Here is a 12491-nt window from a genome sequence, read left to right on the forward strand (position 1 = left end):
CAACCCCACACCACCGACACCGGCAAGAGCGGTCAGCGACCGAGGCGCTCGTCCAGCCAGTCGAACATCCGCTGCTCGGTCAGGGCCCGCGCCAGCGGCTGGACGTGGAAGTCGGCGCCCTCCGCCGCAGTGAAGCGGACCAGCGTCGACACGGAGGAGGTCAGGGCCACCAGCTGCTCCGACTGGCCCGGCCAGAACTGCTCGTGCTCGGGGTCGGTGATCAGCAGCGGGGTGGTGATCTGCGCCGCGACATCCTTCACCGAGTACTGCAGCACCGCGCGCATCGTGTCGGCGTAGCCGGTCGTGCCGTACGGGCGTGCACGGAAGCGCCAGGTGTTTGCAAGGTCGTGCGAGAACTTCATCCCCAGCTGCATGTCACGGTCGAACTTCTCGTCCTGCCCCTCGTCGAGGAGCTTTCGCATGTTCGCCGGGAGATGCTCGGTCCACGAGGTGGACACATCCACGACGCCGGGGTCGGCGATCGCGGCGGCGAACCGGTGCTCGAACGCGAGGGCCCGCGGCACCCAGTAGCCCGCCTGGCTGATGCCGTAGACGGCGACGCGCTCGGCATCCACTCCCGGCTGGGCGAGGGCGAAGTCGAGAACCGGGGTGAGCACCGCCTCCCAGTCGGGGCGGAACGGCACGTTCCGCTCGAACAGCATCGACTGCTGGCCCGGCCCGTCGAAGACGAGCGCGTCATAGCCACGCCGCAGGGCGCCGGAGACGGCGGACGACCACAGCCCGGTGAGCGCACCGTCACTCCCGTTGGCGACGATGAGCAGCGGACGGGCGCCGGCCGCCGCACCGGGTGCACGGAACAGGTAACCGGGCAGGGTGGTGTCTTCGTAGGGGATGTCGACCCGCGCGATCTCCAGGTCGACCAGATCCACCCAGCGATCCCAGGCGGCTCGGTGCTTGCGGAACGTCGGCAGCAGCTCATCCTCCGAGGCCAGCGACGCCACCGCGTTGACCGCCGTCGCGTAGTACGACGCGGCGCGCAGGTAAGCGCTCGCCGCACTCACCCGGTGGCCTGCCTCGGCCGAGGTATCGGCTTGAGCCAGGACGCGGTCGCCGAGGCCGAGCCACGCGCGAAACCACCCGTCGTGGTCCTTCTCGCGGATGCCGTGGACGGCGGCCAGCACCTCCCCGATGTCGGCGGCGCCGCTGAACGCCTGGCCGATGGTGGTGCGGATTTCGAAGTCGAAGTCGGGATCGCCGGAGAACCGGAATTCGTGCGAACGCGCCATGACCCCAGCCTGGCCGGTGACGGCGGGCGGCCGCCATCCCTCATGCGGGGTAGGCGATGCGGTCCGTTCGCCGCGCTCGGCAGCCGCTCGTCTATCGCTCGTCAGTCGATGAGCCCCAGCTCGACCAGCCGCCGCAGCACCTCGACGCCGGCCGGCGGGCAGCGATCCGCATCCCCGCTCGTCGTCCAGTGGATGGCGCCCACCTCGTTCGACGCGACCGGCTCGTCGTCGGTCCACGCCCGGAACACGCGCATGTGCACCTGCCGGCCGTCGGGCTCGCCGTGCGCCTGGGTGCGCACTTCGAACAGTTCCTCCAGGTCGTCGGGCGAGAGGCGGAGCGACACCTCTTCGAAGGCCTCGCGGGCGGCGGCCTGCGCACTGGTCTCCCCGGGATCCACCTTGCCGCCCGGCATGTAGTACACGTCGCGGTCGCGCGCCGTCACCATGAGCACGGTGCGGTCGCGCACGAGGGCGACGGCGGACACGATCAGGGGAGCGGGGATCACCCGTCCACGCTAGCGGGAGCGTCACCGAGCGGCGGCCCGGCGGCCCGTCACGGCGACCGTTCCCGCACGAGCCTCCGTCTGCCAGGATCGGAGCGTGACCGGCCCGACGATGCTCCTCGACAGTGCTTCCCTCTACTTCCGCGCCTTCTACGGAGTGCCCGACACGGTGAAGGCGCCAGATGGCACTCCGGTGAACGCGGTACGCGGCTTCCTGGACATCATCGCGAAGCTCGTCACGGACTACCGGCCGAGCGCCCTGATCGCGTGCTGGGACAACGACTGGCGCCCAGGCTGGCGGGTGGAACTCATCCCGAGCTACAAGGCGCACCGGGTGGCGAAAGCCGTGCCCGGAGGTGTCGACGTGGAGGAGACGCCGGCCGCCCTGGTCGTCCAGGTCCCGATCATCCGCGAGGTGCTGGATGCGGTGGGCATTCCGATCGTGGGAGCGGCCGAGCACGAGGCGGACGACGTGATCGGAACCCTCGCCACGCGCACTCCCGGCCCCGTGGATGTGGTGACCGGCGACCGCGATCTGTTTCAGCTGGTGGACGATGCGCACGGCGTCCGGGTCATCTATACCGCTCGCGGCATGAGCAATCTGGAAGTGCTGACCGGCGACGTGGTACAGGGCAAATACGGCGTCCGCGCCGACCAGTACGCCGACTTCGCAGCGATGCGCGGCGACACCTCCGACGGCCTGCCGGGCGTCGCGGGCATCGGCGAGAAGACCGCCGCAGCGCTGCTCGCGGACTACGGTGACCTGGCCGGCATCATCGCCGCGGCAGAAGATTCCGGGAGCGGCATAAAGCCGGCAGCGCGAGCGCGCTTCGCGGCCGCGACCGACTATCTGGCGGTGGCGCCGCGGGTGGTGGAGGTCGTTCGCGACCTCCCGCTGCCCGAGGTGGATGCGCGGGTGACGCCACCGAGCGATGCGGGACGGGCGGCGCTGCGGGTGCTTTCGGAGCGGTGGGGGCTGGGCGGCTCGCTCGATCGGCTGCTCACCGCGCTCGAGGGCTGAGCGCCGACCGCGGCCGGGCTCCGAGAAGGAACCGGCTTAGGTGCCGGGATCCCAGCGCCACAACTCGCGCTGCGCCAGCAGGGCCAGCTCGCGGAGTACGTCGAGGTCCGCTTCGCCGTCGGAGCGTTCCCGGGGAGTGCGGCCGAACACGCAGAGCGCCCCGATCCGTGTCCCGTCCGGTGCCTCGACCGGGTACCCGGCGTAGTACCGCAGTCCACCGGGTCCGTTGAGGAGCGCGTTGCCCGCGAAGCGCTCGTCGTCCTCTGCGTCCGGCACGACCATCCCATCGGGACTCTGGATGGTGTGGATGCATGCCGATTGCTCGATCGGGATCTCGGCGAACACGGACCCCGTCGACGAGAGGGGCCACTGCCGCACGTCGTCCAGCACGGTGAACATAGCGATCTCCGTCCCCAGGGTCCGCTTGGCCGTGCCGACGATGCCGTCGAGTCGAGAGTCACCCCCGCGCCGGCTCAGCTTGAGCCGCTCGATGGCGGCGACGCGCTTCTCCCCCTGGCTGCTCGGCGCCCGTCGCTCCGGCGACCGCTCCTGCAGTGCAGGGCCGAGCACATCCACGATCTGACGGCCCCAGACCAAATAGTCGTCGGGTGAGCGGTGCCTCTGCGCGTCTCTCTGGTGAGGGGCGCCGAGGGGTGCGAACAGCGCGCCCGTCTCGTGGCACACATCCTGCGCGATCGCATTGAGCTGATCGGCGTGCCTCTCGGCGACGCGCCCGGCGGCGGAGTCGAAGCCCGGGATGGAACTGACCGGCTGTGCGCTGATCCACACCGCCACGCGGGCGCCATCCGACCGCGCGTCCTGCAGGAGCCGCCGAAGCTGCTGCTTCCACGCCTGCGGCTCCGCCAGCCGGAGCGCGTCCGAGACCGCACCGCTGAGCACGATCGCGTCGTACCGCGCAGGGTCGGCCGCGGCGAGCATCCGCCTCAGCCTCCGGACGCCGACGGACGCCCGCGGCACCACATCGACGACCACTCCGTGTCCGGTGCAGGCGGCGAGCGCCCGCGCGATGGCGCCAGGGAGCGCCAGGTCGTGGCTGCCGACGCCCCAGCCGATGACCGGCCCGGAGCCGATCAACAGCACGCGATTCGGCAGGCGGCCGGCGACGTGGGCCTGGCGGCCGCCCAGGGGCCGCGCCAGCCCAGCGTGAACCGTAGTCACGCGCGCGAGTCGCGCGCGTGTCGCCACCCGGAGGGGCAGCGACAGCCGTTCGTCGTCCACCTCTCGACCGTAACCCGCCGTTCGGCGCGTCTCCCAATCGGGCGGTACGTTCTGTTCGCTGACGCCACTCCTCCGGGGCGACGGGGCCGTGCGCGTTACGGCAGCGTGTGCCCTGCCGCGGTGAACAGGCGGTACCACTCCTCACGGGTGAGCGGGATGTCGGAGCCGGCCGCCGAGTCGCGCACGCGCTGGGCGTTGGTCGTTCCGAGCACCACCTGCATGTTGGCGGGGTGGCGGGTGATCCAGGCGACCGCGATCCCGGTCGGCGTCACGCCGTACTTCTGGGCCAGCTCGTCGAGCACATCGTTGAGGTCGGCGAAGTTCTCCCGGTCGTCGAGGAAGACGCCGTCGAAGAAGCCCTTCTGGAACGGCGACCACGCCTGCAGCACGATGTCGTGCAGGCGGGCGTAGTCGAGGATGCCGTTGTCACGGGAGATCGACTGGTCGAGTCCTGCCATGTTGGCGGCTACACCCTGCGCGATGATCGGCGCGTGCGTGATGCTCAGCTGCACCTGGTTGGCGACGAGGGGCTGCGAGAGGGAGCGCTGGAGCAGCTCGATCTGGCCGGGCGTCTGATTCGAGACGCCGAACGCGCGCACCTTTCCGGCGCTCTGGAGCTCGTCGAAGGCGAGCGCGACGTCGTCCGGCTCGATCAGGGTGTCCGGGCGGTGGAGCAGCAGGATGTCGAGGTAGTCGGTCCGCAGGGCGGCGAGGGATTCATCCACCGATCGCAGGATGTGCTCGCGCGAGAAGTCGAAGTAGCCCTCGCGGATGCCGACCTTCGACTGGATGACGACCTGGTCGCGCTCCGAAGCAGGGATGGCACCGGCGTCGCCGAAGCGGCGTTCGCACCCGTGACGTTCGGTGCCGTAGATGTCGGCGTGGTCGAACATGGTGATGCCCTCGTCGCGTGCGGTGTGGACGAGGGTGCGGATCTGTTCGTCGTCGAGCGACGAGATGCGCATCAGCCCGAGGATGATGTTCGACGCGGAGATGTCGGTGCGGGGGAAAGTGAACGTCTTCATGCCTTCCATCTAACCCCTCGTCAACCCCCTGGATCTGCGGAATTCTGCGACTACCGTCTGTGATGCTAAAGAAGGAGCCGCGCATGACCATGACCCCCGACTTCCGCGTCGCTGTCGACGACTTCGCAGAGGAGACGGAGCTGGGTCATCACCCGGCGCTCCGGACGGGCTACATCGTCCATGCCTTGGGGCGTGATTTCCGGGTCACCGACGAGATGGCGCGCATCTTCCTGAACCAGGTCGAGCGGGTGGCGGCCACCGACGCTTCCGCGCTCGTCGTGCTGCGCCATGAGGCGGGCGTCGAGCTCCTGCTGGTCACCGACGACAACTCGTTCTCGATCCGTACGGCGCCGTAACCGCAGCCGGGGCGCAGGACCGCGGTCGTAAGCTTCTCGCGTGGATGCCGGCACGGACGAGGGCGCGATCGCACGCATCCACGCCGCCATCGGTGCCGCCGTCGCCGCCCTCTCGGTCGCCGACGCGCGGCAGGAAGCCCTTGCAGAGTTCGTCCCGGCCCACCGGACGCTGGTGATCCACCGCGAGCCCAAGCTGCGCCGGATCGGCAGCGTGTGGCGCCTCGGCGTCTTCCTGCTCGATGCGGAGGGCGAACTCCGGGCGACCGGCACGCTGGTCCGTGCGACCCCGCCCGGGCGGCCGCATTACCAATCGCAGTCTGCGGAGGAACGCCGCTCGCTCCGGGCCGCGGCCCAGCGAGGCCGGTTCCGGGACGGCGAGACGGTGAACTTCGACGCCCCGACCATCCCTCTGGAGGCAGCGGCCCTGCGGGAGGCGCGCGGCCCGCTGTTCCTGCGTGACGGCGAGGCGCTGGTGCGCTGGAGTCCGACAGCCGGTGACGCCGGAGCGCGTGACTTCAGCGGCTACCTGGCCGAGCGGGTGGACCTCCTGGCCCACCCGCCCGTGGGCGCCTGAATTCAGGAAATCGAGTCAGACTGCGGGAGCGGGGGAGGCCGGGCCGGAGTCGTTCCCGCCCTTGCCGGTGACCTCGTCGATCTTGGCCGACGCCTTATCGGTCACCTTGCTGACGGTCTCACTGACCTTGCCCCCGACATCGGATGCGGCACGCCCGGCGAAGTCCTTCACGTCGCCCTTCACGTTCTGGATGGTGTCGGACTCCGCGAACCCGCGCCACTTGCGGCGCATGTCCTCGTAGGCCCCACGGCCTGCGCGCGACCCGATGATGAAACCGACGGCGACTCCTGCGGCAAAGGTGATGATCTTCATGGCCTGCACGGTACGCGCGAGCGGCCGAACGCGACAGGGCCGAACGCGCGCGACGAGGGCCCCGAACAGCGAGGATGAGGGTGCCTCGCGTGCGGCAGCTCGCCAGAATAGGGACATGACCGCCGCCGAAGCTCTCCTCGCCCGTTTCGTCCGCACCGTCGATCAAGAGGGCTTGGCCGTCTACGGCGCCCATGCGCTCGTTGCCGACGAGGAGGCTCAGCACCGTTGGCGCAGCGACGACCGCGTCAACCTGTACTCCGTTTCGAAAGGCGTGAGCGCGCTGGCCGCGGGCATCGCCGTGGACGAGGGCCTCCTCTCGCTCGAGACCTCCGTCGCCGAGGCCCTCCCGCAGTTCGAGCTCGGGGAGGGGGTGGAGCGGGTGACCCTCCGCCACCTGCTCACCATGTCGAGCGGTATCCCGTTCGTCTGGTTCGGCGACCAGCCGGTGCCGGGCCCTGACCTCGCTCAGGAGATGCTGCGCCACCCCACTCGCGGGCCGGGGGAGCACTTCCTCTACTCGGACGCGAGCACCTACGTCGCCATGCGGATGCTCGGCGCTGCCGTCGGCGATGTGCGCGACTGGCTCATCCCGCGCCTCTTCGAGCCGCTTGGAATCGACAACCCGCAGTGGATGCGGTGCCCGCTGGGCTGGATCGTCGCCGGGAGCGGGCTCCTGCTGCGCACGGAGGAGTTGGCGCGCATCGGCAGGGTGCTGCGCGACCGCGGTGAGTGGCACGGCTCGCGCATCGTCAGCGCCGCCTGGATCGACGGTATGCATACGGACTGGCGCGAGACCGGCGAGGCCGCGACGTCTGCGCACTACGGCATCGGCACGTGGGAGGGCCCGTCGGGCCTGTGGCGATTCGATGGGCGCTACGGCCAGTACGTGGTGGTGGACGACGCCCACGGCGCCGTCCTCACCGTCACGGCCCACGAGGAGTTCCGCACAGGCCGCCTGCTGGAGGCGGCTCACGAGGCAGTCCTCGGCTGACCGAGCCCTCACGCCGGGAGCACAATGTCCCCGTGACGACAGAGCGCACGAGCACCACGTCGGTGATCCTGGTCGAGGGTGCCAGCGACCGCGCCGCGGTGCTGGAGGCCGCGCGGCTGCTCGGCATGGACCTCGCGTCGGGAGGCGTCTCCGTGGTGCCGATGGGCGGCGCGATGAGCGTCCGCCGCTTCGCCGCGGAGCTCGGGCCCGCCGGGGCGGGACTCCGGCTTCGCGGGCTGTGCGATGCGGGCGAGGTGCGCTTCTTCGAGCGGGCAGGGCTTGCTTCGCCGGACATCTACCTCTGCCGCCCCGATCTGGAGGCCGAGCTTCTCCGCGCTCTCGGCATCGGCAGGGCCGAGGCGGTGCTCGAGGCGGAGGGCGACCTCCGGCTGTTTCGGATGTTCCAGCAGCAGCCTGCGCAGCGCGCGCGGCCCGTGGAGGCGCAGCTCCACCGGTTCCTCGGCACGACCTCCGGCCGGAAGGAGCACTACGGCGCCGTCCTCACCGCGGCGCTCGCCGCCGATGAACTACCGGCACCCCTGCGCGGTGTCGTCCTGTCGCAGCCGTCGCCGGTCTAGGGTGGCGGGATGTCCGTCACGACCGATCCCGCCCTGCTCGCACGCCTGAAGGAGCTGTTCGACGCCCGCGACCGCGGCGACATGGCACCCACCATCGCGGCGCTGCTCGCGGTGCTGGAGGCGCATCCCACCGACCCGCACGTGCTCTACGAGGTCGGGGGCGCCTACGACACTGCCGGTGAGGAAGAGACGGCGGCGGGATACTACGAGCGCGCGCTCGGGGCGGGGCTGGCGGGCGACACCCTGCGACGCTGCCTGCTGCAGTACGGCAGCACCCTGCGCAATCTCGACCGCTTCGACGAGTCGCTTGCGGCGCTCGACCGCGCGCGAGATCTCTTTCCGGAGTCGGAGTCCATTCGCGTCTGGCACGCGCTGTCGCTGCACGCCGCGGGTCGCAGCGACCGGGCGGTCGCGGAGCTGATGGAGCTGGCCGCCGACCGCATCCGCACACCCGACCTGCTGCGCTACGAGGCGGCCGTGCGCGGCAACGCCGACTACCTGCGCTCGCTCGACTCCGGACGCTGAGCGGGCGTCACGGGGCCAGCAGCGCGGCGATCAGCAGCAGCGCCGGCACAGCGAAGATCGTGGTGAGCAGCACGACGTCGCGCGCCACCGCGACGCCGCGCTCGTAGCGTGCGGCGAAGTTGTAGACGTTCTGCGCCGTCGGCAGGGCGGCGAGAGCGACCGCGGCGAACAGCGACTGCCCCTCCAGACCGAAGAGGTAACGCCCGGCGGCGAAAGCGACGAGCGGCATCACCGCGGATTTGAGGGCGACCGCGACGATGATCTGCGCGCGTCCCGCCCCCGCCTGCAGCGGGCGTGAGCCGACGAGCGACATCCCGAAGGCCAGAAGGACGAGCGGAACGGCGGCTCCGCCGAGCAGTTCGAACGGCTTGAACACCGCATCCGGCAGCTTCACGCCGCTCACGTCGACCAGGATGCCGAGCAGTGAGGCGATGATCATCGGGTTGCGCACCGGCTGGGTCAGGATCGACCGGACCGACACCGACCCGCGGCTGGTGGAGTCGAGCACCGTGAGCGCGATCGGCGCGAACACGATCAACTGGAGCAGCAGGACAGGTGCCACGAACGACGCGCTGCCGAGCACGTACACCGCCACCGGGAGCCCGATGTTGTTCGCGTTGACATAGCCGGCGCCCAGGGCCCCGATGGTGGTCTCCGGAGCCTTCGCCCGGAAGAAGGCGCGCGACAGAGCGACGAAGAGCCCGGCCGACACGACCGCGGCGATCGCCGCCACCAGCAGCTGGGTCGAGAAGACGACGTGCAGGTCGGCGCGCGCGAGCGTCACGAAGAGCAGTGCCGGGTTGGTCACGAAGAACGCGATCCGGTTGAGCACGAACGGTGCGGTCGGGCCGCCGATCCGCAATCGTCCTGCCAGGTAGCCGACGAGGATGACGAAGGCGATGATCCCGAACCCGGTCAGCACACCGCCCACTCCTCCAGCGTACGGGAGGTCCGGGGGTCGTCGCGATCAGCGGCGGCGGCCGCCCGTCGGCCGGGCGACACGGACGGCGAGCGCGACGAGCAGGATCAGCGCCGCTCCGGCGAAGGCCGTGATCGCGACCGGAGCCGAGGGCAGGGATCCGGTCAGCCGTGAGACGCCGATCCACGCCAGCCCCCACGCCGACGCGACAACGGGAGCGAACCGGCCACCGTCCCAGACGGCGAGTGCGCACCCGATCACGGTGAAGGCAGCCAGCATCCCGATCGCCCAGGCGTGCGGGCTGGCCCCGAAACCGTGGAATCCGGCGACCTGGAGCAGCGAAGTCACGTTCGCGACGCTCGCCACCATCACCCAGCCCAGGTAGAGGCCGATGACCCCGTCGAGCAGGATGCCGTCGGCCGTCGAGTCACCGGGATTCCGGCGGAGAATGACGAACGCCACGACCAGCACCACCAGCAGCGCGAGGATGGCGACGACCGAGAGCGCGAGCTGCCCGGCCTGCACGGACAGAATCCACGCGGCATTCAGCAGCAGCGACGCGAGTACCCAGAACCCCACCCGGCGCTGGCGCTCGCGGGCGGCCTGCGACGGAAGCGCCTGCCAGATCGCGTAGGCGACGAGGCCGGCGTAGATCACCGACCAGATCGCGAAGGCGGGGCCGGCCGGTGCCAGCAGCGTCGCATCCGCACTCAATGCTCCGCCGGCGACCTCCGGGATGGGCGTCCCACCTGCGAAGCCGGACCCGACCACGGCTCCCACCAGTGCCACCACCGTGCCGGCGATGACGAGGGACTGGCGGACGCGGTCGACCGGCATGGGCCGCGCGGCGGCGAGCGTGCTCATGCCCTGCACCGTAGTCCCGAGACGCCCGCCCCGGAAGGGATGCGCGGCCGCCGCCCCGGCGCCTAGGGCGGGGAGACGGCGATCACGACGGTCGACCCGAGTTCGTCGTCCGACTCGACGTGCGCCGCCAGGCCCTCCGCGACGAAGAGGGCGGCCGACACGTCTGCCTGCTCAGCGCCGGCCTCGATGAGCAGCGATCCGCCCGGGGCGAGCCAGTCCGTCGCCTCGGCGGCGATGCGGCGGTGGAAGTCGAGCCCGTCCGCTCCTCCATCCAGCGCAAGGGCCGGCTCGTGGTCGCGGGCCTCCGGCGGCATCAGTGCGATCGCCTCGGTCGGCACGTATGGTGCGTTCACGGCGAGGACGTCGACGCGACGACCCAGTTCGGAGGGCAACGCCGAGAAGAGGTCCCCCTCGAAGACGCGGCCGGCGGGCAGGTTGAGCCGGGCGCAGCGGATGGCCGCCGGGTCCAGGTCGGCCGCGTACACATCAGCACCGGGGGCAAGCGAAGCCACGACAGCGCCGATCGCCCCGACGCCGCAGCAGAGGTCGACGACGACCGCGCGGCCGTGGGTGCGGATGCGGTCCGCCGCGAGCGCGGCCGCCCGCCGGGCGAGCAGCTCCGTTCGCCTGCGGGGGACGAACACCCCCGACTCCACGCGGAGCCGCAGGCCGCCGAACTCGACCCAGCCGAGCAGCGGCTCCAGCGGCTCGCCGGCCACCCGCCGGGACACCAGCTCTTCCAGCTCTGCCGGAGAACCGGCCGCCTCGATCAGCAGGCGCGCCTCGTCTTCGGCGAAGACGCATCCCGCAGCACGGAGGCGCGCGACGACGGCAGCAACGGCGGGGGCTTCGGGCACGCCGCAATGCTAGCGGCGAGGAGAGCTCAGAGCTCCAGCGTCCGCTCGATGATCGCCTGCGCCACCACGGACAGTCGGGCCTGATGGGAGCGCGCGTACTCGCGGATGACCGTGAACGCCTCCTCCACAGAGATGCGGCGCGTGTACGCGACCACGCCCTTCGCCTGCTCGATGAGCACGCGACTGTCGAGCGCGGTCTGCAACTGCTGCCGTACGCGGCTGCTCTCGGCCAGCGTGCGCTCGTGCAGGATCCCGATGGTCGCGACATCCGCGAAGGCCCGGGCCGCGATGAGGTCGTCCTCCGGGAGGTCGCCCGTCTCCGCACGCAGCAGGTTCAAGGTGCCGATGGTGTGATCCCGCAACCGCATCGGGACGGCGTCCACCGCGTTGAAGCCGACGTCGAGCGCCTTCGCCCGGAACTTCGACCACTCGTCCGGCGCTCGGCTGATGTCAGGAACGGAGACGACCCTCCCCGTCTGGAAGCTCTCGATGCACGGCCCAGCGGAGGCGCTCAGCTGCATCACCTCGACCAGCCGGCTCGCCTCGCTGGTGGAGGCGATCACATCCAGCTCGTCGTTGTCATCGGCCAGCAGGACACCGGAGGCTGTGGTCCCGAGCAGTTCGTTGCACGTGTCGACCAGTGTCTGGAGCAGGTCGACGACGTCGTAGTCGTCCACCATCGTGTCGGCCAGTACGGCGAACGCCCTCACCAGCTGCTGTTCCCGCGTCGCCGTCATGACCGGCTCCCCGATGAGATGTCCGGGTCGGAGAGGTCGATGCGGCGATCCAGGATGTCCTGGGCGACCTCCATCATCGACCGGTTGTTCGCGAACGCGTGCGCCTGGATGACCAACCGCGCATCGTCGGCGCTGATCCTCAGCTGCGCCAGCACCATCCCCGTCGCCTGGTGCACGATCTTCCGCGAATACGGATTGTCGTCAGGCGCTACGTCGTCCCCCGGCTCGGTGGCCATCGAAGCCAGCGCACGCTGCAGCACCTGCCGGGCCGTCACATCGGCGAGCTCGGAGGCGCGCCGGGTCTGGTCGCTGTTCAGCGTCATCGGCCGGCGCGAATACAGATCCACGGCACCGACCTGCAGCGGTCCGACCAGCAGCGGGAACGCGAACAGCGCACGGACGTCCTCGGCGAGGACCGCGTGCGAGAAAGCCGGCCACAGCGCGGCGTTGACCGTACGCAGATCGGGATGGAGCACCGGACGACGCAATCTCACCGCATCCCAGCACGGTCCTTCACCGAGGTCGAACTGCATTTCGTCGAGGCGGGCCGCGGTCGCGTCGCTCGCCGCGACCGTCTCGGTGCCGAGCAGATCGCCGATCGTCGACACCGCGGTGCCGGCCACGGGCAGGGCACGGAGGAAGGAGCGCGCCAGCTCCTGGCGGTCGCCCCCGGTCACCTCATCCTCCTGTGCGCCCACAGTGTCTACTGTAAGACCGCTTGCCGGTGGCGTGGCGGCCCTGGG

At 70.7% G+C, this 12491-nt stretch carries 16 protein-coding genes; 6 read left to right on the forward strand and 10 right to left on the reverse strand.

The window, feature by feature from the left end; all coding sequences use genetic code 11:
- Positions 1 to 32: 32 nt before the first annotated feature.
- Both AB7E03_RS12380 and AB7E03_RS12385 read right to left on the reverse strand, forming a co-directional pair.
- Positions 33 to 1247, reverse strand: coding sequence for an alpha/beta hydrolase family protein (locus AB7E03_RS12380; protein WP_489941701.1), 1215 nt, complete (start codon positions 1245 to 1247; stop codon positions 33 to 35).
- Between the two features lie 101 nt (positions 1248 to 1348).
- Complete coding sequence (locus AB7E03_RS12385; protein WP_489941702.1) at positions 1349 to 1753, reverse strand: NUDIX hydrolase; 405 nt, start codon at positions 1751 to 1753, stop codon at positions 1349 to 1351.
- Positions 1754 to 1862: 109 nt separating this feature from the next.
- Here AB7E03_RS12385 and AB7E03_RS12390 point away from each other — a divergent pair, with 109 nt between their 5' ends.
- Positions 1863 to 2771, forward strand: a complete 909-nt coding sequence (locus AB7E03_RS12390; protein WP_489942908.1) for a 5'-3' exonuclease — start codon at positions 1863 to 1865, stop codon at positions 2769 to 2771.
- A gap of 36 nt (positions 2772 to 2807) precedes the next feature.
- Here AB7E03_RS12390 and AB7E03_RS12395 read toward each other — a convergent pair whose 3' ends face one another.
- Together AB7E03_RS12395 and AB7E03_RS12400 are read right to left on the reverse strand one after the other, a co-directional pair.
- On the reverse strand, positions 2808 to 4010 hold the full coding sequence (locus AB7E03_RS12395; protein WP_489941703.1) for a GDSL-type esterase/lipase family protein: 1203 nt from the start codon (positions 4008 to 4010) through the stop codon (positions 2808 to 2810).
- 95 nt (positions 4011 to 4105) lie between these two features.
- A complete protein-coding gene (locus AB7E03_RS12400; protein WP_489941704.1) occupies positions 4106 to 5035 on the reverse strand; it encodes an aldo/keto reductase in 930 nt (309 codons plus the stop codon).
- Positions 5036 to 5118: 83 nt separating this feature from the next.
- Between AB7E03_RS12400 and AB7E03_RS12405 the strand changes: the two genes are divergently transcribed.
- A complete protein-coding gene (locus tag AB7E03_RS12405) occupies positions 5119 to 5391 on the forward strand; it encodes a TetR family transcriptional regulator (protein WP_489941705.1) in 273 nt (90 codons plus the stop codon).
- A 40-nt stretch (positions 5392 to 5431) separates the two neighbouring features.
- On the forward strand, positions 5432 to 5965 hold the full coding sequence (locus AB7E03_RS12410) for a hypothetical protein (protein ID WP_489941706.1): 534 nt from the start codon (positions 5432 to 5434) through the stop codon (positions 5963 to 5965).
- A 15-nt stretch (positions 5966 to 5980) separates the two neighbouring features.
- Here the strand turns inward: AB7E03_RS12410 and AB7E03_RS12415 are convergent, their stop codons facing one another.
- The gene (locus tag AB7E03_RS12415) at positions 5981 to 6277 is read right to left on the reverse strand and encodes a hypothetical protein (RefSeq protein WP_441784080.1); all 297 of its coding nucleotides are present in this window, start codon (positions 6275 to 6277) and stop codon (positions 5981 to 5983) included.
- Positions 6278 to 6392: 115 nt separating this feature from the next.
- Here AB7E03_RS12415 and AB7E03_RS12420 point away from each other — a divergent pair, with 115 nt between their 5' ends.
- Genes AB7E03_RS12420 through AB7E03_RS12430 form a run of 3 tightly spaced genes read left to right on the forward strand, consistent with a single transcriptional unit; the run spans position 6393 to position 8371 of the window.
- The gene (locus AB7E03_RS12420; RefSeq protein WP_489941707.1) at positions 6393 to 7268 is read left to right on the forward strand and encodes a serine hydrolase domain-containing protein; all 876 of its coding nucleotides are present in this window, start codon (positions 6393 to 6395) and stop codon (positions 7266 to 7268) included.
- A 32-nt stretch (positions 7269 to 7300) separates the two neighbouring features.
- Positions 7301 to 7846: a TOPRIM nucleotidyl transferase/hydrolase domain-containing protein gene (locus tag AB7E03_RS12425; RefSeq protein ID WP_489941708.1), complete on the forward strand. Its 546-nt coding sequence runs from the start codon at positions 7301 to 7303 to the stop codon at positions 7844 to 7846.
- A 9-nt stretch (positions 7847 to 7855) separates the two neighbouring features.
- Positions 7856 to 8371, forward strand: a complete 516-nt coding sequence (locus tag AB7E03_RS12430) for a tetratricopeptide repeat protein (RefSeq protein WP_489941709.1) — start codon at positions 7856 to 7858, stop codon at positions 8369 to 8371.
- Positions 8372 to 8378: 7 nt separating this feature from the next.
- Here the strand turns inward: AB7E03_RS12430 and AB7E03_RS12435 are convergent, their stop codons facing one another.
- The 5 genes from AB7E03_RS12435 to AB7E03_RS12455 form a co-directional block, all read right to left on the reverse strand.
- Positions 8379 to 9302: an AEC family transporter gene (locus AB7E03_RS12435; protein WP_489941710.1), complete on the reverse strand. Its 924-nt coding sequence runs from the start codon at positions 9300 to 9302 to the stop codon at positions 8379 to 8381.
- 36 nt (positions 9303 to 9338) lie between these two features.
- Positions 9339 to 10154 (reverse strand): TspO-related membrane protein, encoded by an 816-nt coding sequence (locus AB7E03_RS12440; RefSeq protein ID WP_489941711.1) that lies wholly within the window; start codon positions 10152 to 10154, stop codon positions 9339 to 9341.
- Between the two features lie 62 nt (positions 10155 to 10216).
- On the reverse strand, positions 10217 to 11011 hold the full coding sequence (locus AB7E03_RS12445; RefSeq protein ID WP_489941712.1) for a putative protein N(5)-glutamine methyltransferase: 795 nt from the start codon (positions 11009 to 11011) through the stop codon (positions 10217 to 10219).
- 26 nt (positions 11012 to 11037) lie between these two features.
- Positions 11038 to 11748, reverse strand: coding sequence for a GAF and ANTAR domain-containing protein (locus AB7E03_RS12450; RefSeq protein WP_489941713.1), 711 nt, complete (start codon positions 11746 to 11748; stop codon positions 11038 to 11040).
- Positions 11745 to 12446, reverse strand: coding sequence for a GAF and ANTAR domain-containing protein (locus AB7E03_RS12455; protein ID WP_489941714.1), 702 nt, complete (start codon positions 12444 to 12446; stop codon positions 11745 to 11747). The genes AB7E03_RS12450 and AB7E03_RS12455 overlap by 4 nt, the downstream gene beginning before the upstream one ends.
- Between the last annotated feature and the right edge of the window lie 45 nt (positions 12447 to 12491).

It is taken from the genome of Leifsonia sp. RCC_180, assembly GCF_058138205.1.